Source organism: Paracoccus haematequi, assembly GCF_900631945.1.
Lineage (GTDB): Bacteria > Pseudomonadota > Alphaproteobacteria > Rhodobacterales > Rhodobacteraceae > Paracoccus > Paracoccus haematequi_A.
The window spans coordinates 37,120-56,512 of the sequence record NZ_UZWE01000045.1 but is presented as its reverse complement, the minus strand read 5'-3'; the positions used below and the strand labels follow the sequence as shown (position 1 = coordinate 56,512).

Annotated in this window: 18 protein-coding genes; 7 read left to right on the top strand and 11 right to left on the bottom strand. The window is 67.2% G+C overall.

Annotated elements, in window-relative coordinates; all coding sequences use genetic code 11:
- Positions 1-3: 3 nt before the first annotated feature.
- Positions 4-1,668 (top strand): thiamine pyrophosphate-dependent enzyme, encoded by a 1,665-nt coding sequence (locus PARHAE_RS15565; protein ID WP_126155490.1) that lies wholly within the window; start codon positions 4-6, stop codon positions 1,666-1,668.
- A 101-nt stretch (positions 1,669-1,769) separates the two neighbouring features.
- Here the strand turns inward: PARHAE_RS15565 and PARHAE_RS15560 are convergent, their stop codons facing one another.
- Genes PARHAE_RS15560 through PARHAE_RS15545 form a run of 4 tightly spaced genes read right to left on the bottom strand, consistent with a single transcriptional unit; the run spans position 1,770 to position 4,267 of the window.
- Positions 1,770-2,609: an ATP-binding protein gene (locus PARHAE_RS15560; protein WP_126155489.1), complete on the bottom strand. Its 840-nt coding sequence runs from the start codon at positions 2,607-2,609 to the stop codon at positions 1,770-1,772.
- The gene (gene tatC / locus PARHAE_RS15555) at positions 2,609-3,460 is read right to left on the bottom strand and encodes a twin-arginine translocase subunit TatC (protein ID WP_126155488.1); all 852 of its coding nucleotides are present in this window, start codon (positions 3,458-3,460) and stop codon (positions 2,609-2,611) included. Before tatC ends, PARHAE_RS15560 begins: the two co-directional genes overlap by 1 nt.
- On the bottom strand, positions 3,461-3,976 hold the full coding sequence (tatB, locus tag PARHAE_RS15550) for a Sec-independent protein translocase protein TatB (protein WP_126155487.1): 516 nt from the start codon (positions 3,974-3,976) through the stop codon (positions 3,461-3,463). It abuts the gene before it with no gap.
- Between the two features lie 27 nt (positions 3,977-4,003).
- Entirely contained in the window at positions 4,004-4,267 is a 264-nt protein-coding gene (locus PARHAE_RS15545; RefSeq protein ID WP_126155486.1) for a twin-arginine translocase TatA/TatE family subunit, read from the bottom strand.
- Between the two features lie 204 nt (positions 4,268-4,471).
- Here PARHAE_RS15545 and PARHAE_RS15540 point away from each other — a divergent pair, with 204 nt between their 5' ends.
- Both PARHAE_RS15540 and PARHAE_RS15535 read left to right on the top strand, forming a co-directional pair.
- Positions 4,472-5,089: a MarC family protein gene (locus tag PARHAE_RS15540; RefSeq protein ID WP_126155485.1), complete on the top strand. Its 618-nt coding sequence runs from the start codon at positions 4,472-4,474 to the stop codon at positions 5,087-5,089.
- Entirely contained in the window at positions 5,089-5,658 is a 570-nt protein-coding gene (locus tag PARHAE_RS15535) for a retropepsin-like aspartic protease family protein (RefSeq protein WP_126155484.1), read from the top strand. Before PARHAE_RS15540 ends, PARHAE_RS15535 begins: the two co-directional genes overlap by 1 nt.
- On the opposite strand, the gene PARHAE_RS15530 is transcribed toward PARHAE_RS15535, so the two are convergent.
- Together PARHAE_RS15530 and PARHAE_RS15525 are read right to left on the bottom strand one after the other, a co-directional pair.
- Positions 5,655-7,073 carry an alkaline phosphatase D family protein gene (locus PARHAE_RS15530; protein WP_126155483.1) on the bottom strand — a complete coding sequence of 473 codons (1,419 nt, stop codon included), beginning with the start codon at positions 7,071-7,073 and terminating at the stop codon, positions 5,655-5,657. The genes PARHAE_RS15535 and PARHAE_RS15530 overlap by 4 nt on opposite strands.
- 70 nt (positions 7,074-7,143) lie before the next feature.
- Positions 7,144-8,379: an AGE family epimerase/isomerase gene (locus PARHAE_RS15525; RefSeq protein ID WP_241232846.1), complete on the bottom strand. Its 1,236-nt coding sequence runs from the start codon at positions 8,377-8,379 to the stop codon at positions 7,144-7,146.
- A gap of 251 nt (positions 8,380-8,630) precedes the next feature.
- On the opposite strand from PARHAE_RS15525, the gene PARHAE_RS15520 reads away from it, so the two are divergent.
- Together PARHAE_RS15520 and PARHAE_RS15515 are read left to right on the top strand one after the other, a co-directional pair.
- Positions 8,631-9,632, top strand: coding sequence for a TerC family protein (locus tag PARHAE_RS15520; RefSeq protein ID WP_126155481.1), 1,002 nt, complete (start codon positions 8,631-8,633; stop codon positions 9,630-9,632).
- Positions 9,633-9,769: 137 nt separating this feature from the next.
- Positions 9,770-11,041, top strand: a complete 1,272-nt coding sequence (locus PARHAE_RS15515) for a hemolysin family protein (RefSeq protein ID WP_126155480.1) — start codon at positions 9,770-9,772, stop codon at positions 11,039-11,041.
- Positions 11,042-11,046: 5 nt separating this feature from the next.
- Here the strand turns inward: PARHAE_RS15515 and PARHAE_RS15510 are convergent, their stop codons facing one another.
- The 3 genes from PARHAE_RS15510 to PARHAE_RS15495 all read right to left on the bottom strand — a co-directional run bounded on the left by PARHAE_RS15510 (position 11,047) and on the right by PARHAE_RS15495 (position 15,734).
- Positions 11,047-12,333, bottom strand: a complete 1,287-nt coding sequence (locus PARHAE_RS15510; RefSeq protein ID WP_126155479.1) for a solute carrier family 23 protein — start codon at positions 12,331-12,333, stop codon at positions 11,047-11,049.
- Positions 12,334-13,018: 685 nt separating this feature from the next.
- Positions 13,019-13,762, bottom strand: a complete 744-nt coding sequence (locus PARHAE_RS15500) for a MipA/OmpV family protein (protein ID WP_126155478.1) — start codon at positions 13,760-13,762, stop codon at positions 13,019-13,021.
- Positions 13,763-13,886: 124 nt separating this feature from the next.
- Positions 13,887-15,734 carry an ABC-F family ATP-binding cassette domain-containing protein gene (locus tag PARHAE_RS15495; protein ID WP_126155477.1) on the bottom strand — a complete coding sequence of 616 codons (1,848 nt, stop codon included), beginning with the start codon at positions 15,732-15,734 and terminating at the stop codon, positions 13,887-13,889.
- A gap of 104 nt (positions 15,735-15,838) precedes the next feature.
- On the opposite strand from PARHAE_RS15495, the gene PARHAE_RS15490 reads away from it, so the two are divergent.
- The gene (locus PARHAE_RS15490; protein ID WP_126155476.1) at positions 15,839-17,056 is read left to right on the top strand and encodes a GTP-binding protein; all 1,218 of its coding nucleotides are present in this window, start codon (positions 15,839-15,841) and stop codon (positions 17,054-17,056) included.
- Entirely contained in the window at positions 17,053-17,322 is a 270-nt protein-coding gene (locus PARHAE_RS15485; protein WP_164555277.1) for a DUF6525 family protein, read from the top strand. The genes PARHAE_RS15490 and PARHAE_RS15485 overlap by 4 nt, the downstream gene beginning before the upstream one ends.
- 47 nt (positions 17,323-17,369) lie before the next feature.
- Here the strand turns inward: PARHAE_RS15485 and fba are convergent, their stop codons facing one another.
- Both fba and PARHAE_RS15475 read right to left on the bottom strand, forming a co-directional pair.
- A complete protein-coding gene (gene fba / locus PARHAE_RS15480; RefSeq protein ID WP_126155475.1) occupies positions 17,370-18,404 on the bottom strand; it encodes a class II fructose-bisphosphate aldolase in 1,035 nt (344 codons plus the stop codon).
- Between the two features lie 7 nt (positions 18,405-18,411).
- A complete protein-coding gene (locus PARHAE_RS15475) occupies positions 18,412-19,392 on the bottom strand; it encodes a class 1 fructose-bisphosphatase (protein WP_126155474.1) in 981 nt (326 codons plus the stop codon).
- Between the last annotated feature and the right edge of the window lies 1 nt (position 19,393).

The window sequence follows — 19,393 nt, the reverse complement described above, 5'->3', positions numbered from 1 at the left end:
GACATGACACAGAACGGCGGGGCATTGCTGGTGGATTGCCTGATGGCGCTTGGCGCGACCAAGGCCTTCGGCATACCGGGCGAAAGCTATCTGGCGGTGCTGGACGCGCTGCACGACACGCGGGGGCGGCTGGACTTCGTGCTGTGCCGCCACGAAGGCGGCGCCGCGTTCATGGCCGCAGCCTGGGGCAAGCTGACCGGGCAGCCCGGCATCTGCATGGTGACGCGCGGGCCGGGCGTCACCAACGCCGCCATCGGCATCCACACCGCGATGCAGGACAGCGCGCCGATGCTGGTGCTGGTGGGCCAGGTGGCGACCTGCATGACCGGGCGCGAGGCGTTCCAGGAAATCGACTATCCCGCCGTCTTCGGCAGCATGGCCAAATGGGCGGTCCAGATCGACCGCGCGGACCGCATCCCGGAAATCCTGGCCCGCGCCTGGAAAACCGCGACGACCGGCCGCCCCGGCCCCGTCGTGATCGCCCTGCCCGAGGACATGCTGACCGCGACCACCGACGCGCAGCCCCTGACCGGCCCGTCCCGGATCGCCGAACCGGCCCCCCTGCCCGCCGCCCTGGACCAGACCCTTGCCCTGCTGGCCCAGGCCAGGCGCCCGCTGATCCTGACCGGAGGCTGCACCTGGACGGCCGAGGGCAAGACCGCCCTGCAACGCTTTGCCGAGGCGTCCGACATCCCCGTCCTGGCCGCCTTCCGGTTCCAGGACTGCTTCGACAACACCTCGCCGGTTTACGCGGGCGAGGCGGGCGTGGGGATGCCGCCCCATGTCCGCCGCCTGATCGCCGAATGCGACGTGCTGCTGGCCATCAACGTGCGCTTCGGAGAAATGACGACCGACGCCTATACCTTGCTGCGGGTGCCGCAGCCGGAACAGGTGCTGATCCACGCCCATGCCTCGGATGCCGAGATCGGCAAGATCTATCAGCCCCGCCTGGGCATCCAGGCAGGGCCGAACGCGCTGGCCCATGCGCTGCGGCCCGTCACGGGACCGTGGGCCGATTGGCGCAAGGCCGCGCGGTCGGGTTACCTGGCCTCGATGCAGGCGCCCGCGCAGCCGTCGCCCGTGGACATGGTCGCAGTCATGGACCACCTGCGCCAGACCCTGCCCGAGGACGCGATCCTGACCAACGGCGCGGGAAACTTCGCGGTTTGGCCCAACAAGTTCTTCGCCTTCGGTCCCAGGGCGCGGTTGCTGGCGCCGCAATCCGGCGCGATGGGCTATGGCCTGCCCGCCGCCATCGCCGCGAAGATCGCCCATCCCGCCCGGACAGTGGTCTGCTTCGCGGGCGACGGCGATTTCCAGATGTCCTGCGCAGAACTGGCGACGGCCGCGCAGGCGGGCGCGCAGCCCATCGTGCTGGTGCTGAACAACGGCATCTACGGCACCATCCGCGCGCATCAGGAACGGACCTATCCCGCGCGCGTGTCGGGCACGACCATGCAGAACCCCGACTTCGTGATGCTGGCGAAAGCCTATGGCTTCCATGCCGAGCGGGTGACCGCAACCGGCGATTTCCCGGCCGCCTTCGCGCAGGCAATGGCATCGAAAACCGGCGCGCTGCTGGATCTGGACATCTCGCCCGAGGCGCTGACCCCGCGCCAAACCCTGACCCAGATGCGGGAAGCGGCCTTGGCGAAGCAGGAGGAATAGGGTCGGCGCTGCCGGTTTCCGGGCGGGGCGCCCAGCGGCCCTGGACCGGCTGGGTATCGCGGGGCGAGGGCGACGGCCCAGCCAGACCTGCGGATCAAACCCTAGACAGCCACCCCGTGACGCCCTGCCAGATCGGTGAAGAACTGCCAGGCCACCCGGCCCGACCGTCCGCCGCGGGTTGCCTGCCATTCGATCGCCTCGGCCCGCAGGCTGTCGGCGTCGATGACCAAGCCATAGGCGTCGCAATAGGCCCGGACCATCGCCAGGTATTCGTCCTGCGAACAGGGATGGAAGCCCAGCCACAGCCCGAAGCGGTCCGACAGGGAAACCTTTTCCTCGACCGCCTCGCCGGGATGGATGGCCGTGGCGCGTTCGTTGTCGATCATGTCGCGGGGCATCAGGTGGCGGCGGTTCGAGGTCGCGTACAGGATCACGTTCGCGGGACGCCCGCTGATGCCGCCGTCCAGGACCGCCTTCAGCGACTTGTACTGCGTGTCGTCATGGCTGAAGGACAGGTCGTCCGAAAACAGCAGGAACCGCTTGTCCCTGGCCTGACCCAGGATCGCCAGCAGCCGTCCCACCGATCCCAGGTCGTCGCGGGCGATTTCCACCAGCACCAGGGGCAGGCCCTGGGCCACGGCCTCGGCATGGACGGCCTTGACCAGCGATGACTTGCCCATCCCCCGCGCGCCCCACAGCAGGGCGTTGTTCGCGCCGAAGCCGCGCGCGAATTGCAGCGTGTTGTCCAGCAGGATCTGCTTGGCCCGGTCGATGCCGATCAGCTGCACCAGATCGACGCGGGCCACGGTGGCCACGGGTTCCAGCCGGTCGGGATCGGGATGCCAGACATAGGCATCCGCCTCGGCAAAGCTGGGCGCGGGAATGGGCGGCGGGGCAAGGCGCTCCAACGCCTCGGCGATTCGGCGCAGGTCGTCGGACATCAGGCGTCCTCGTCCCACAATCCTTGGGCACGCAGTTCCTTTTCGCGCGTCTTTTCGATGCGCCGGACGATCTGGATCGAAATCTCGTAAAGCCCGTAGATGACCGAGAACAGCACAAGCTGGCTGCCCACATCCGGCGGCGTCAGGCAGGCCGCCAGGGTCAGGATGATGATCACCGCGTAACGGCGCGTGCTGGCCAGCGTCTCGGCCGAGACCAGCCCGGCCCGGCCCATCAGCGCCAGGGCCACGGGCAACTGGAAGGACAGCCCGAAGGCCAGGATGAAGCGCGTCGTCAGGTTCAGGTATTCGCTGACCGACCCCTGGAAGACGATCCCGGCCAGGTGGCTGTTCCCGGCCGCCGCCCCCGCGGGATCGTCGGGCAGCGCCAGCGGCCCCTGCTGGAAGCCCAGGAAGAACGAGAACACCATCGGCAGGATGACGTAATAGGCGAAGGCCGCCCCCAGGCCGAACATCACCGGCGAGGCCACCAGGAACGGCAGGAAGGCCCGCTTTTCGCTGCGATACAGGCCGGGCGCGATGAAGCGCCACAACTGATAGCCGATCACCGGAAAGGCCAGGATGAAGCCGCCGAAGAACGAGATGCGGATGGCGACGGTAAAGCCTTCCTGCAATTTCAGCAGGATCAGCCCGCATTCCTGGCCGCGATCTTCCAGCGCGGCGCAGATCGGCCGGGTCAGGAAGTTGTAGATCGGATTCCAGACCAGATAACACAGGATCATCGCCACCACGAAGGCCAGGGCCGACCAGACCAGACGGGTGCGCAGTTCCTTGAGATGCTCGATCAGCGGGGCCGAGCTGTCATCCAGCTCATCGAGGTTTTGCGATGACACTTAATGGTCCTTCATGTCCGAACGACGGACACCGGCGATGCGGCGCGGGCTGTCGTTCGCCGCAGCCATCGGGGCCGGGATCGGGGCGGCGGCGGGTTCGTTCGCGGCCTGCAAGGCGGCAGGCACCGGCGGCGCGTCCATGGGGCGTGTATCGGCAGGTGGCGTGTCGACCGGCGCGGCGGGCGCCGCCGGGTCGGGCGTGGCGCGGGTCGATTTGTCCAGGCTGGCCTTGGGATCCCATTGCTCGAACCGGGTCGCGGCGCGGTCCAGGGCGTCAAGGCCCAGAGACTTTTTCGAGGTCAGGTTCTTCAAGTCCCTGATATCCTTGGTCACGTCATTGATGCCGCTGCCCTTGGCGGCATCCTCCATCGCGCTTGTGAATTCGCGCGCCATGGACCGCGCCCGCGCCGTGATCCGGCCCAGCGTGTGAAACAGCTTCGGCAAATCCTCGGGACCGATGACGATCAGCGCGACAACACCGATCAGCAGCAGTTCGCTCCACCCGACATCAAGCATTCTGGAACCCCTGTCCCGGTCGCGGGATCAGACGCGGGGTTCGTTTTGCGGGGTGACGTCGCGCGCCTCGGCGCCGGGCACGGGCTGGACGGGGGTGGTGGGCTGGACGGGCTTGTCCAGGGCGGCGTTGCGTTCGGCGTTCGTTTCGGCGTTGCCGTCGTTGATGCCCTTCTTGAAGGCGGTGATGCCCTTGCCGAATTCGCCCATCAGCGAGGATACCTTGCCGCGGCCGAACAGGACCAGGACCACGATGGCGATGACGAGCAGTGCCATGGGGGACGGTGCGTGCATTGCAGTTCTCCAGTTCCAGGGTCAGGCCAGTGACCTGGGATAAAACCAATCTGCGGAATATAGGGCCTTAGCCTCCGCAGCGAAACCCCAACTGCCATGATTCGGGGCGCTCGTCATTAATCTGCGACAAACTGACGGTATTTTGAAAGCCCTGCCCCCGGCCGCCCGGCTTGGCAGGGCCGGGCGTGCGGGCCATAAGACGGAATGGACCTGTCGCTGTATGTCACCGCCTTCGTCACGCTGTTCGTGGTGATCGACCCGATCGGTCTGGCGCCGGTGTTCATCGCGCTGACGCCCGGCATGGGCGCCGCGCAGCGCCGCCGCATCGGCTTTCGCGCCCTGGCCATCGCCGCCGTCCTGATGATGATCTTCGGCTTCGCGGGCGAATCGATCCTGGGGGCCATCGGCATCTCGATTTCCGCCTTCCGCATCGCCGGGGGGCTGCTGCTGTTCCTGACCGCGCTGGACATGCTGTTCGAACGCCGGACCGAACGGCGCGAGAACCAGGGAGAGGCCGATCCGCTGCATCACGACCCTTCGGTCTTTCCGCTGGCGATGCCGCTGCTGGCGGGTCCGGGGGCGCTGGCCTCGATGATCCTGCTGATGGGGGAATCGCCGGGCGTCGGACACATGGTCATGGTGAATGCGGTGATGCTGTCGGTGCTGGCCATCGCCATGGCGCTGTTCGTGATCGCCACGCCGCTGGCCCATGCCTTGGGGCGCACCGGGGTGATGGTGGTGACGCGCCTGCTGGGGATGCTGCTGGCGGCGCTGTCGGTGCAGTTCGTGATCGACGGGCTGAAGGGATCGGGGTTGTTCTGATGACCGGGGACGACACCGTGCAGCTTGTCTACTATGGCCTGCTTCTGCTGGTGATCGGCGGCGCGATGATCTTCGAACTGGCGGGACGCGGCGGACAGGTGCTGCGCCAGATCATGCTGTGGGCGGTGATCTTCGCGGGCGCGACGCTGGCCGCGAACTGGTATCTGGACGGCACCGCCCCGCGCCAGCAGGTGCTGGACGGCGGCCGGATCGAAATTCCCGTGGGCCGCGACGGCCATTTCCACCTGACCGCCCTGGTGAACGGGCAGGAGGTGCGCTTCATGGTCGATACCGGCGCGTCATCCATCGCGCTTGGCCCGGCGGATGCGCGGCGCGTGGGGCTGGATCCCGACGGGCTGGCCTATGTCGGCACGGCGATGACCGCGAACGGAAGGGTCCAGACCGCCCCGGTCACCATCAAGGAAATCGCCATCGGCGACATCGTGGACCGCAATGTCCGCGCCTGGGTGATCGGCGCCGACCTGGACGGATCGCTGCTGGGCATGTCCTATCTGCGCACCTTCGCCCGCGTCAGCTTCGAGGGCGACCTGCTGGTTCTGGAACGCTAGTCCAGCGCCAGCGGCGGCGTCAGGCCGCTGTTCTCAAGATGCCAGACCGCCTGCCATCGCCCGCCCCGGCGATCCAGCGTTAGAAAATTGCGTTCGGCGACATAGCGGTGCTTCTGGCCCGGCAGGGGCCGGATCGCGATGGGGTGCCCCCGCAAGGGCGCATCGCCAAGCCCCGCGAACAGCCCAAGCGCGCGGGCATAGGCGCGCGGCGGCGCGCGATGCGAGATGCCAGAGGCGACAAGCTGGTGGATCTTCGTGTCCTCCGGTCCCATCTCGGCCCGCGTGGCCAGGTGGATTTCGCCCGACAGGACCGTGACCGGGGCCGCCTGCCGCATCCGCAGGATCTGGCCCAGCATCCGCCGCCATTCGTCGCGATGGGCGTGGCTTTGCCATTGGTCGCGCAGGTCGTCCTCGTAATGCTGCATCCGGGGGACCGCCATCATCAGCGATTCCAGCAGCGACAGGCGCGGCCCCAACAGCGGGACGCTGGACACCATGAAGACGTGATCGCCCGAGGGCCGCAGCGATTCGACCGCCGTCCAGCCCGCATCGCCCATCACCCGGCGGCGGTGGCGTTCCGACCGCAGGTCCGGGGCGAACAGCGTCACCCCCGGCAGGTCGCGCCGCCAGCCCAGGTTGCTGCCGGTGGGGTCCATGAACAGCGCCGGCACGTCGGCATCCGTCGCGCCGTGCTGGAACAGCAGATACATCCGCCGCGCCACCGAAAACAGCACCTGCCCCACCGCCGAGGCCGTGCGGCTTTCGGGCAGCGACCCCCACCCGTCGCAAATGTCGTGATCGTCCCAGACCGACAGAGAGGGCAGGCTGGCGAACAGGTCGGCACAGCCCTCGGCCGCCAGCACCATCAGGTAACGCTGGGCGAACTTCGCCTCCAGATGGCGGGTCAGGCTCTCCAGATCGGCCGGGACGGGGTCATCGGGAACATCGTCGGGCCAGCCCTCGGACAGGGGGTGGCCGTGGGTCGCCTCGTCCGCATAGATCTGGTCCCCGCCTTGCAGCAGCAGGGCGAAGGGCGCACGGGCGTGATCCTGGGCCAGCCGCGCCCACATCCGGTTGCGCTCGGACCCGTCGCGGTCCAGATCGCCGTTCTCCTCTCCGTTGCAGGACACGAAGGCGATGCGGATGTCGCCGTCCAGACAGGTCTCCACCGGATGATCGCGCCCGTCCAGGCTGTATCCGGCCTCGCCTGCAGCCAGAACGAAATCGTGCCGCCAGACCGACAGCCCCGCCACCCGCGCCAGCAGCAACGGCGCGACCGCCCCGGCCGAGGTCGTCAGCGCGCCCGGCGGGGGCGCCGCCTCGGGCCGGACCGAAATCGCAGCCAGGCGCAAGCCATCGCCATCGCAGCCCCGGAAATGCAGGATCGGACCCGCGAAGCCGTCATTCTGAACCATCGGTTCGTGTTGTCCCTCCCTGTACGTTCGAGGTCTTAGATAGGCGCTTGTGTCAGAAATGCACCCCGGATCAGGCCTTCAGCGGCACGGTTTGCGCCAAGGCGGCGGAAAGGCGCGACAGGCCGGGCGCCAGCGGGAACAGATCGGCCTGCAAGGCGTGATAGATATCGGGCTTGCCCTGGAACTGCCCCGCGGCAACGGGTCCGCCCGGTTCGGGGAACCAGCCTCCCCGGTCGTGGTCGATCAGGGCGTCGTCCGCAAAGCGCCATAACCGGCGATACCAGTCCTCGTCCTCGGGGCATGGGTCCAGCTTGATCAGCGCGGCAAGCGCGCCGATCGCCTCGGTCACGGGCCACCAGTATCGGTCCGGGCGCGCCACCGTGCCATCCGCGCCCAGCGTATAGGCCAGCCCGCCCTGTCCCATCCAGGCGTCGGACAGCGCCGTTTCGACCAGCAGCCGGGCCTGCCGGGGCGCGTCCGGATCGGGCCGCCCCGCCAGATCCCAATATTGCAGAAGCAGGCGCGCCATCTCGAACGAATGGCCGGGGGTGGTGCCCGCCGGGCGGAACATCGGATTGCCCTCATACCCCGGATCGGGGCGCCAATCGGCATCGTAATGTTCCGGGATGCGCCAGCCATGCGCCGCCGCCTGGCCCGCGATGAAGAACTTCAGGATGCCGCCCGCGCGGCGCAGGTATTCGCTGTCGCCCGTCGCCTCATGCGCGGCCAGCAGCGCCTCGACCCCGTGCATGTTGGCGTTCATGCCGCGATAGGTGGAAAACGGCTGCCAGTCGCGGGTGAATTCGTCGCGGAACAGCCCCGCATCGGCGTCCCAGAAGCGATCCTCCAGCACCTGCGCGATGTCGTCCAGCAGCCGGTCGGCATCGGGATGGCCCGCCAGCTTGGCGGTCGAGGCCGCCAGCAGCACGAAGACATGGCCGTAAGCCAGCTTGGTGCCGTCCGCCATCGCCCCGCCGGACAGCGCCCAGACATAGCCGCCGTGACGGCCGTCGCGATGCCCGCGCCACAGCGCCGCCATCCCCCGGTCGACGATGCCCGCCCGGTCGGGCCGTCCCGCCAGTTGGCCCAAGCCATAGGAATGGACCAGCCGCGTCGTCGCATGCAGTTCCTGAAGCCCCCCCGGCAGGAGGCGGCCCGCGTTGTCCAGCGGGACCAGCCCGCCCTTCGGCCCGGCGCTTGCATCGAAGAAATCCAGCGACCGGCGCGCGTCGTCCGCCAGATAGGCCCGGTGCGCCGAATCGTGCAGCCAGGGTCGACGATCCCCGCCAAGCCGCGCCTGTTCCACCTTTGATCCCCCTTGCACCGGCGCATGTCTGCGCAAAAGTTTTCCTTTGCCACAGCGACTTGCAAGGAATTTCAAGGTCGGCCCCTTGCAATCCGCGCCGGGCTGCGCCACCTGTTTCCCCAGCGGAACCGGGCCCCTCTGGCGACAGCAATGTCGTGATGTCGGAACCGCATCGAGCGTGCCTCGATGCAAGTGGCCCTGTCCCGGCGAAGCCCCTGGCATCGAAGCACTACAGCAACGATGAGGGCAAGATGGAAATTCTGTTACTTCTGGTCATGGGCAAGCCGCTGTGGATGTGGCTGCTGTTCCTGACCCTGGTCGTGGCGCTTCTGGCGTTCGACCTGGGCGTGCTTCACAAGGACAATCACGAAATCGGCGTCGCGGAAAGCTTGCGCATGTCGGCGATGTATATCGTCCTGGGCCTGGGCTTTTCGGGCTTCGTCTATTGGCAGATGGGGACCGAGGCGACCGCCCAGTACCTGACCGCCTTCGTGGTCGAAAAGACCCTGGCAATGGACAATATCTTCGTCATCGCGCTGATCTTCGGCTTTTTCGCCGTGCCCCGCGAATACCAGCACCGGGTGCTGTTCTGGGGCATCCTGGGGGTGATCGTGCTGCGCGGCATCATGATCGGCCTGGGCGCGACCATCGTCGAGAACTATCACTGGGTGCTGTATCTGTTCGCGCTGTTTCTGGTGTTCACCGGCATCAAGATGCTGTTCGCCAAGGAAGGCGACCACGACCTGCACGACAACAAGCTGGTGCAGTTCATGCGCCGCCGCTTCCACGTCACCGACGACTTCCATGGCGACAGGTTCATCGTGAAGCTGCCCGATTCCCGCACGGGCAAGCTGGTCCGCCATGCCACCCCCCTGCTGCTGGCCCTGGTGATGATCGAGATCGCCGATCTGGTCTTTGCCGTGGATTCGGTCCCGGCGGTGTTCACGATCACGACCGATCCCTATCTGGTCTATACCTCGAACATCTTCGCGATCCTCGGCCTGCGGGCGCTGTATTTCGCCCTGGCCGCGATCCTGCACCGCTTCAGCTATCTGAAATACGCGCTGTCGCTGCTGCTGGTGTTCATCGGGTCCAAGATCTTCATCGCCGACCTGATGGGCTGGGAAAAGTTCCCGCCGACCTGGTCGCTGGGCATCACCTTCGCGATCCTGGGCGCCGGCATCCTGTTTTCGCTGTGGAAAACCAACGGCGACAAGCCCCAGCCGCTGACCTCTCACAGCACGGGAAAATAAGTAAAAATCCCTTGGCAAGGCGCCCGCGACGGCGCCTTGCCTGCCGATTCCGGCCCGCAGGCGGCCTTCATGCCTTTGCACCGGCGCGCGCTTCGTGCAGATTGCGGAAAGCCTGACTTGTTGGACAAAGTGAACCGATGCTTCTGGAAATTCTCATCGTCCTGCTGTTGACGATGTTCAACGGCGTCCTTGCCATGTCGGAACTGGCGATCGTCTCGGCCCGCCCGGCGCGGCTGAAGGTGATGGCCGCCGAAGGCAGCCGGGGCGCCGACATTGCCCTGGACCTGGGGGCCGAACCCGGCCGCTTCCTGTCCAGCGTGCAGATCGGCATCACCCTGGTCGGCGTGCTGTCGGGCGCCTTTTCCGGCGCCACCCTGGGCGCGCGGCTGTCGACGGCGCTGATCGACAGCGGCTTGTCGCCCGCCCTGGCCCAGGCCCTGGGCGTCGGCGGCGTGGTCGTTCTGATCACCTATCTGTCGCTGATCATCGGCGAACTGGTGCCCAAGCAGATCGCCCTGCGTTCGCCCGAAGGGGTCGCCAGCCGGATCGCGCCGCTGATCCTGTTCATCTCGCGCATCGCGGCGCCGATCGTCTGGATCCTGGACAAGTCGGGCAACGTCGTCCTGCGGCTGCTGGGGCAATCAGGCGAATCCGAACGCGGCATCTCGGACGAGGAGATCCGCGTCATGCTGTCCGAGGCCCGCACCGCGGGCGTCATCGAACCCGCCGAGACCGAGATGATCGCAGGCGTCATGCGCATCGCCGACCGATCCGCCCGCGGCCTGATGACGCCGCGCCACGAGGTCGAGACGGTCGATGTCGGCGACCCGGCGGCGGATGTCTTGCAGAAGTTCCGCGACAGCCGCCGGTCGCGCCTGCTGGTGCGCGACGGGTCGGACAACGACATCATCGGCGTCATCACCCTGCGCGACCTGCTGTCCGAGGACGTGACCGACCTGCGCCCCCTGGTGCAAGAGGTGCCGGTGATCCGCGAGGGCCTGCCCGCGCTGAACGTGATCGAGGAATTGAAGGCCAGCCCGGCGCATATGCTGCTGGTCTATGACGAATACGGCCATTTCGAAGGCGTCGTCACCGCGATGGACCTGCTGGAGGCCATCGCGGGCGATTTCCCCGAACCCGGCGACGACGAACCCAAGGCCGTCCAGCGCGACGATGGCAGCTGGCTGGTCGCGGGCTGGATGCCTGCCGACGAATTCGCGGAGATGATCGGCATCTCGCTGCCCGAGGACCGCGACTATCAGTCGGTCGCCGGGCTGGTGCTGGACCGCGCGGGCGTGCTGCCCGACATCGGCGCGCGCATCGCCGTGTCCGGCTGGCAGATCGAGGTGGTGGACCTGGACGGCCGCCGGATCGACAAGCTGCTGGTCACGCAGCTTGCCGAAAGCTGACGCGGTCAGGCCGCGCGGCGGTCGCGGCCGATCCCCAGAAGCTGATACAGGACCAGGGCGGCCAGGGTCGATGTGCCGATCCCGCCCAGGGCGAAGCCGCCGATATTCACCGTGAAATCGCCCGCCCCCAGGATCAGCGCGACGCCCACCGTGAACAGGTTCCTCGGGTCGGAAAAATCCACCCGGTTGTCCACCCAGATCCGCGCCATGGCCGACGCGATCAGCCCGAAGACCGACACCGCCAGCCCCGCCAGCACCGGGGCAGGAATGGTTTGCAGGATCGCGCCGAACTTGGGCGACAGGCCCAGCAGGATCGCGATTCCGGCCGCCAGCGGGAAGATCAGCGTCGAATAGACGCGGGTCATCGCCATGACGCCGATATTCTCGGCATAGGTGGTGACGCCGGTGCCGCCCCCTGCCCCGGCGATCATCGTGGCAAGCCCGTCGCCCAGGAAGCCGCGACCGATATAGCGATCCATGTTCTGCCCGGTGATGGCGCCAAGCGCCTTGATGTGGCCCAGATTCTCAGCCACCAGCACGACCGCGACCGGGGCGATCATGCTGATCGCGGTCCAGTCGAATTGCGGGGCGGTGAAGTTGGGGATGCCGAACCAGGGCGCGGCGCCCACGCGGGCGAAGTCGATCCCCGGCACGATGCCCGCGCCGTTGCCCAGCAGCAGAACCAGCCCATAGCCGAAGGCCAGGGCGATCAGCACCGCCACCCGCTTCGTCGCCCGCCCGCCATAGGCCGACACCATCGCCATGCACAGCACCGTCGCCAGGGCGATGGCCAGATGCGCCATGCTGCCCTTCAACTGGCCCACGGCCACGGGCGCTAGGTTCAGTCCGATGGCAACCCCGATGGCCCCGGTCACGGCGGGCGGCATCAGCCGCTCGACCCAGCCAGACCCGATGGCCATCACCACCAACCCGATCAGCGCATAGACCAGCCCCGCCGCGATGATCCCGCCCAGGGCCACGCCGATATTCGGGTTGGCGCCGCCACCCGCGAACCCGGTCGCGGCCATCACCACCGCGATGAAGGCGAAGGACGACCCCAGATAGCTGGGCACCCGCCCGCCGGTGATGACGAAGAACAGCAGCGTGCCGATGCCGGAAAAGAACACCGCCACATTGGGATCGAACCCCATGATCAGCGGCGCCAGGATCGTGGAACCCGACATGGCCAGCAGATGCTGGAAGCTCATCGGGACGGCGGCGGCCCAGGGCAGTTTTTCGTCGGGAAGGACCGTCGTGCCGGTGGCGGGGCGCCAGTGGGGGAAATAGCCCATCGTCTTCTCTTTCGGGATCGTGATTCTGGCGGCAGGCTTAACCGATCCGCGCGCCCGCACCAATCGCCCGCGATTTGGACCTTTCGGGACCGCCCCGCATGTCACGATCCGTTTGATCCCGTGGTCTGATGGTGCGATCCTTTCTCGGGAATGGAAGGAAGCGTCATGGGCCAAGTGTGTCGCGGAAGCGCCACGACACCGCAGGCTGTCCGGGCAGCAATACGGCGATCGCAAGCTTCCCTCGCGACTCAGAACCGGGAACTCGGCATGACTCCCAAGACGGTCGCGGCCGGGTGAAAGACCAGTGGCAGGCCAGTTCGAGCAGGCGGCGCTTGTTGAACCAGTCGACCCATTCGAGCGTGAGAGGCACATGAACACCGTGACCGTCTCGGGAAGGGCCATCCCCTCACCCGCATCCATCCGGCGGCCGACAGCCTGGGGGAAGACTTCCGCTCGGCCCTCGCCGAGACCCAGGACTTTCGTTTCACGACCTGTCCATCAGTCGAAGGTCTGGCGATTTCCCTGAAAACCGAAGATTTCTCGCGCGTCGGCAATTGCGGCGGCGGCGGGTCGGTCGTGAACGACGGTTGTTCGGTCGTCATGAAAGGGCTGCTGGCCGGGCTGCGGCTGCGGCGCAAGATGGCCTGACCGCCCTGATCGGATCCGGCAGCGCCTTGCGGTCGGATCAGAAGCCGAACGAGAATTTCCGCACGATGCCCAGCTTCAGCGCGGGCTGGTATTCGTCCTGAACGACCGGCGAATCCGCCGCGTCGCCGATCAGCTTGCCGTATTCGACCTCGCCCAGAAGGGCGACGTTCTCGGTCAGGGAATAGCGCGCCTCGAAGCTGATCGTGGCCTTGTTGAAGCCGCCGCCGATGTCATAGGCGGGGCGGCCGGGAATCGCCTCGGCGGCGTTCACGCCGAAATAGGTGTCGTTGTAATCGCCGTTGCCATAGCCCAGCGACAGGCCCGACCACAGCGACAGGCGATCCGACAGGTCGGTGCGGTACTTGGCGCCGATTTCCCCGGTCACGCCTTCGTGCCCGTCGAAACCGCGGCGCACCGAACCGAAGGTCGTCCAGGGACCGGCGCCATAGCTGACGCGCAGGCCCAGTTCATAGGCGGCATCGATATCGGCCATGCCCGCCAGGTCGGCATTGTCCGCCGCCTCGCGTTCGCCCACCATGTTGAAGGACGGCGAGATCGCGAAGCCCTCGCGCAGGTCGCTGCCCGGCTGAGTGAAGCCCGCGTTGCGCCAGATCAGCCACGGCCCCGCCTCGGCATCGTCGGATCCCGGATAATCCGGCCCGACATCCACGCCGACCCCCAGATCGACCGAAAACTCGCGGCCGGCAAAGCCGAAATCCTGCGCCAGGGCACCCGTGGCAGCGGATGCGGCAAGAACGGCCAGGGCCAGCGTCATCTTCATGGTCGGATCCTTCAGGGGGTCGGCGGAATGTAAATGCTTCCTAGGGTCGAATCGCGCCTTTGCACAAGGCGGGCCGCGCCCTTCCTTGACCTTCGTTCAGGGGGCGGCGCATTTGGGCAACAGCCTAGCCGCGCTCCGCCCCTTCCAGGTTCTCCAGGACGGTCATCCAGATCTCCTCGGCCCGCGCCATGGCCTGCACCGCCTCGGCGCGCTTGGCGGTCCAGCGTTTGGCTTCGTAGGGGTCGTTGTACAGCGCCGGATCGGCCAGCTTCACGTCCAGCTTGGCCAGCATCTCGGTCAGCTTCTGCACCCGTTCCTCGGCCCGGCGCGCCTCGGCGCGCAGACCCAGGATCTCGTCGCGGGGCGCGCGCTTCGGGGCGGGTTTCGGCTTTTCCTCCACTACCTTGGGTTCGTCCCCGCCCAGCAGGAAGCGCCGGTAATCGTCCAGGTCGCCCTCATAGGGCGCCACCGCGCCGTCGCGCACCAGCCACAGCCGGTCCGCGACCAGGCCCAGCAGGTGCATGTCGTGGCTGACCAGCACCACCGCGCCGGTATAGTCGTTCAGCGCCTCGGTCAGCGCCTCGCGGGATTCGATGTCCAGATGGTTGGTCGGCTCGTCCAGGATCAGCAGATGCGGGGCGTCGATGGTGGCGATCAGCAGCGACAGCCGCGCCTTCTGGCCACCGGACAGCTGCCCGACCTTGGTTTCCGCCTGCGCCTCCATCAGGCCGAAGCCCGCAAGACGCGCGCGCAACCGGGGCGGCGCCTCGGCCGGGCGCAGGCGCCTGACATGGGCCAGAGGCGTCTCGTTCAGGTCCAGTTCATCGACCTGATGCTGGGCGAAGTATCCGATGCGCAGCTTCGAGGACCGGGTGACCTTGCCCTCCATCGCGGACAGGCGTTCGGCCAACAGCTTGGACAGGGTGGATTTCCCCTGCCCGTTCCGGCCCAGCAGCGCGATCCGGTCGTCCTGGTCGATCCGCAGCGTCAGCTTGCGCAGCACCGCGCGGCCGTCATAGCCGACGCTGACCCCCTCCATCGCGACGATGGGGGGCGACAGTTCCTCGGGCTGAGGGAATCCGAAGCGGTGGAACTTGGCCTCCTCCGGCGCGGTGATCGGCTCCATCTTGGCCAGCATCTTGACGCGGGCTTGGGCTTGGCGGGCCTTGCTGGCCTTGGCGCCGAAGCGGTCCACGAAGCTTTGCAGATGCGCGCGCCGGGCCTGCTGCTTCTTCGCCTCGGCGGCCTGGAGCGCGCGGCGTTCGGCGCGCATCCGGGCGAAGTCGTCATAGCCGCCGGTATAGAGCACCAGCTTGCGGTTTTCCAGATGCAGGATATGGCCCACCGCGCGGTTCAGCAGGTCGCGGTCGTGGCTGATGATGATGACGGTATGGGGATAGCGCGCCAGATAGGTTTCCAGCCACAGCGCGCCTTCCAGGTCCAGATAGTTCGTGGGTTCGTCCAGCAGCAACAGGTCGGGCTGCGCGAACAGCACCCCCGCCAGCGCCACCCGCATCCGCCAGCCGCCGGAAAAATCAGCCGTAGGCCGCGCCTGGTCCGCGGTGGAAAAGCCCAACCCGTCGAGGATGGAGGCCGCCCGCGCCTCGGCCGACCAGGCGTCGATGTCGGCCAGCCGGGTCTGGATCTCGGCGATGCGATGCGCGTCGGTGGCAGTGTGGCTTTCCGCCAGCAGCGCCGCGCGTTCGGTATCGGCGGCCAGCACGGTGTCCAGGACCGAGACGCCGGTCGCCGCGGATTCCTGCGCAACCCCGCCGATCCGCGCGCGGGACGGCAGGCTGATGTCGCCGCCATCCAGGGACAGTTCCCCCCGGATCAGCCGGAACAGCGTGGTCTTGCCCGCGCCGTTCGGCCCGACAAGGCCGACCTTGTGGCCTTCGGGGATGGTGGCGGAGGCGCCCTCGAACAAAGGGCGGCCCTGGATGGAATAGGAGATGTCGTCGATGCGCAGCATGGGTGGGGGATGGAGGACGGGAGGGGGCGCGTCAAGGGGAGTCCGAGTCTTGCACTACGTTATGTTATACTATATCGTTCATGCCGTCATTTGGAGGCTTATCGATGCAAGACGACACCCGCCTGCCTGTCACGGTCCTGTCCGGCTTTCTGGGCGCCGGAAAAACCACGCTGTTGAACAATGTCCTGAACAATCGAAGCGGGATCCGCGTCGCCGTCATCGTGAACGACATGTCCGAGGTGAACATCGACGCGGATCTGGTCCGGGCCGAGGGTGGAATGACCCGCACGGACGAGACCCTTGTCGAAATGTCGAACGGCTGCATCTGCTGCACCCTGCGCGAGGATCTGCTGGTCGAGGTTCGCAAGCTGGCCGAGACCGGGCGCTTCGACCACCTGCTGATCGAATCCACCGGCATCTCGGAACCTCTGCCGGTCGCCACCACCTTCGAATTCGCCGATGCGGACGGGAACAGCCTCTCGGACGTGGCGCGGCTTGACACGATGGTCACCGTTGTCGATGCGGTGAACCTGCTGTCGGACTTCTCGGGCCATGACTTTCTGTCGGACCGCGGCGAGGTCATGGGTGAGGCCGACGAGCGCAGGCTGGTCGATCTGCTGACCGACCAGATCGAATTCGCCGATGTGGTGGTGCTGAACAAGGTCGGCGACGCAGGGCGCGACCGCACGGATGCCGCGCGCCGCATCATCCGCGCGCTGAACGCCGATGCCCGTATCATCGAGACCGACCACGGCCGCGTCGCGCCGGGCGACATCCTGAACACGGGGCTGTTCGACTTCGACCGCGCCCACAGCCATCCGCAATGGGCGAAGGAGCTTTACGGCTTTGCCGACCACGTTCCCGAGACCGAGGAATACGGCATCAGATCCTTTGTCTATCGCGCCCGCCAGCCCTTCGATCCCCGCAAGATCCATGAATTGCTGAACGGACCGCTGCCCGGCGTGATCCGGGCCAAGGGCCATTTCTGGATCGCCACGCGACCCGACTGGGTGGCCGAATTTTCGCTGGCGGGGGCGCTGTCCAGCGTCCGGCCGCTGGGTCAGTGGTGGGCTTCGGTGCCCCGCGACCGCTGGCCGGATCACGGTCAGGCCCGCGATTATCTGGCGCAGCATTGGTCCGAGCCATGGGGCGACCGTCGGCAGGAACTGGTTTTCATCGGCACCGGCATGGACGAGGACCGGCTGCGCCTGCGCCTGGATGCCTGCTTGCTGGGCGAGGAATGGGGCGACGATCCCGCGCGATGGCCGACCATGGCTGACCCTTTCCCCGGCTGGCGGCGCGCGGACGGGATGGCGGCATGACGCGCCACCGCCTGGCCTGCGGCAATCTGGGGGCGACGGTGCGAAGGCCGCGGCGCCGCACCACGGATCCGATGGCAGCGTTCGACGCCCTACCCGGCCCACTGCGGCGCTGGCTGGCGCAGGCGGCGCTGCCGTGGTCGCCCGCCTCGTGCCGCAGGCTTTGGGCGCAGGCCATCGCGCGCGGTGCTTCGCCCGCCGATGCCCTGGCCCATCTGGATCGCGCCCAGACCAGGGCATTGCAACGCGAAAGGCATATCCCTGAATGAAAACGGCCACCCCTCCGGGTGGCCGCAATCGCATCCAGAGGGCGGAATCAATACCTTCCGGCCATCACCGACAGCGGCAGCGGCACGATCTTGTCGGCGTTGCCCGCCGTCCCGAAGGCTTCGAAGCGGTCCTTGCAGACCTGCGACATCATCTGCATCGCGGGTTTCAGGTATTTGCGCGGGTCGAACTCGGACGGTTCTTCCGAAAATACCTTGCGGATCGCGGCGGTCATGGCCAGGCGGTTATCGGTGTCGATGTTGACCTTGCGGACGCCGTGCTTGATGCCGCGCTGGATCTCCTCGACCGGGACGCCCCAGGTCGGCTTGATGTCGCCGCCATAGCTGTTGATGATCTGTTGCAGATCCTCGGGGACCGACGACGATCCGTGCATCACCAGGTGGGTGTTGGGCAGGCGGCGGTGGATTTCCTCGATCACGCTCATCGCCAGGATGTCGCCGTCGGGCTTGCGCGAGAACTTGTAGGCGCCGTGCGAGGTGCCCATGGCGATGGCAAGCGCGTCCACGTTCGTGTCGCCGACAAAGCGCACCGCCTCGTCCGGGTCGGTCAGAAGCTGGTCGTGGCCAAGCTGCTCGGTCGCGCCGTGGCCGTCCTCCTGGTCGCCCATGCCGGTTTCAAGCGACCCCAGAACGCCAAGCTCGCCCTCGACCGAGACGCCGCAGGCATGGGCCATCTCGACCACCTTGGCGGTCACGTCGCGGTTATAGTCGTAATCGGCGGGCGTCTTGCCGTCGGCCTTCAGGCTGCCGTCCATCATCACGGAGGTGAACCCGTTCTGGATCGCGGTGGCGCAGGTCGCCAGGCCGTTGCCGTGGTCCAGGTGCATGCACAGCGGGATGTCCGGGAAGGCCTTGGCGAAGCCCTGGATCAGACCGGCCAGAACCAGGTCGTTGGCATAGGCGCGCGCGCCCCGGCTGGCTTGCAGGATGACAGGCGATTTCGTGGCCTGCGCGGCCGTCATGATCGCCAGACCCTGCTCCATGTTGTTGATGTTGAAGGCGGGGACCGCGTAGCCGTTCTCGGCCGCGTGGTCGAGAAGCTGGCGCAGGGTAATCATAGCCATGAAATCGTCATCCTTTGCTTGGCCCGGCAAGATAGCCGAGGATCGTCTCGACCTCGTCCTTAGCGCCGAATATCAGGGGCGTCATGTCATGTACCGCTAACGGTTTGCGATAACGGATCGGTTGGGCGCCGTCGGAGGCCAGCCCGCCCGCCTGTTCGACCAGAAAGGCGATGGGCATCGCCTCATAGACCAGCCGCAGCCGCCCGTTCTCATACCCCGGACGCCGGTCGGCGGGATACAGGAACGCGCCCCCGTTCAGCAGGATTCGGTGCAATTCGCCCACTGCGGCCGCCAGCCAGCGCATGTTGTAGTTCTTGCCCAGCGGCCCGTCCTTGCCCGCCCGCAGATCGGCGACCCAGGCTTGCAGGCCTGCGTCCCAGTGGCGTTCGTTGGACGCATTATAGGCGATGGTCGAAGCGGCGGGCTTCAGCGTCACGTTCTCGCGCACCATGCGGAATTCGCCCGCCTCGGCGTCCCAACCGGCGATATGGGTGCCGTCGCCAAGCGACCAGCCGAAGTCCATCGAATGCCCGAACGAGGCATAGCCCGCCGCGACGACCGCTTCGCCCGTGCGCAGGAAGCCCTGGGGCGCGGCGGGCAGGATGCTGAACAGCATCCCCAAAGGCGCGCCGATGCCGATGCTGCCCGATCCGTCGATGGGGTCCATCGCCACGTCCCAGGCGCCGTCGGGGTTCAAGGGGATCACCGCCTCGGCTTCCTCGGACAGCACCTGGCGGACGCCCGCCTTGCGCAGAACCGCGATCATGTGGTGATGCGCGCCGACATCCAGCGCCTTCTGCCGGTCGCCGCTGTCGTTGACGCCGACGATCTCGGTCGGGTCGCCGTGCAGCCGCCCGGCGGCAAGGCGCTCCATCAGCGGGGCCTGGGCGCGGGCGATGGCGTGGACGATGGCGGCGGGGCCGTCCCCCGTCAGCACATCGGACAGAAGGCGGCCCGTCGCGGGGCCGTCGTTGGGCAGTTTCAGCATC

Bases quoted from the DNA above. Each gene is read 5' to 3' on its own strand.
- PARHAE_RS15530 (WP_126155483.1), bottom strand. From the start codon at position 7,073: ATGGTTCAGAATGACGGCTTCGCGGGTCCGATCCTGCATTTCCGGGGC.
- PARHAE_RS15540 (WP_126155485.1), top strand. From the start codon at position 4,472: ATGGACCTGTCGCTGTATGTCACCGCCTTCGTCACGCTGTTCGTGGTG.
- PARHAE_RS15565 (WP_126155490.1), top strand. From the start codon at position 4: ATGACACAGAACGGCGGGGCATTGCTGGTGGATTGCCTGATGGCGCTT.
- PARHAE_RS15475 (WP_126155474.1), bottom strand. From the start codon at position 19,392: ATGCTGAAACTGCCCAACGACGGCCCCGCGACGGGCCGCCTTCTGTCC.
- PARHAE_RS15535 (WP_126155484.1), top strand. From the start codon at position 5,089: ATGACCGGGGACGACACCGTGCAGCTTGTCTACTATGGCCTGCTTCTG.
- fba (WP_126155475.1), bottom strand. From the start codon at position 18,404: ATGGCTATGATTACCCTGCGCCAGCTTCTCGACCACGCGGCCGAGAAC.
- PARHAE_RS15495 (WP_126155477.1), bottom strand. From the start codon at position 15,734: ATGCTGCGCATCGACGACATCTCCTATTCCATCCAGGGCCGCCCTTTG.
- PARHAE_RS15515 (WP_126155480.1), top strand. From the start codon at position 9,770: ATGCTTCTGGAAATTCTCATCGTCCTGCTGTTGACGATGTTCAACGGC.
- PARHAE_RS15485 (WP_164555277.1), top strand. From the start codon at position 17,053: ATGACGCGCCACCGCCTGGCCTGCGGCAATCTGGGGGCGACGGTGCGA.
- PARHAE_RS15500 (WP_126155478.1), bottom strand. From the start codon at position 13,762: ATGAAGATGACGCTGGCCCTGGCCGTTCTTGCCGCATCCGCTGCCACG.
- PARHAE_RS15490 (WP_126155476.1), top strand. From the start codon at position 15,839: ATGCAAGACGACACCCGCCTGCCTGTCACGGTCCTGTCCGGCTTTCTG.
- PARHAE_RS15560 (WP_126155489.1), bottom strand. From the start codon at position 2,609: ATGTCCGACGACCTGCGCCGAATCGCCGAGGCGTTGGAGCGCCTTGCC.
- PARHAE_RS15520 (WP_126155481.1), top strand. From the start codon at position 8,631: ATGGAAATTCTGTTACTTCTGGTCATGGGCAAGCCGCTGTGGATGTGG.
- PARHAE_RS15545 (WP_126155486.1), bottom strand. From the start codon at position 4,267: ATGCACGCACCGTCCCCCATGGCACTGCTCGTCATCGCCATCGTGGTC.
- PARHAE_RS15510 (WP_126155479.1), bottom strand. From the start codon at position 12,333: ATGGGCTATTTCCCCCACTGGCGCCCCGCCACCGGCACGACGGTCCTT.
- tatB (WP_126155487.1), bottom strand. From the start codon at position 3,976: ATGCTTGATGTCGGGTGGAGCGAACTGCTGCTGATCGGTGTTGTCGCG.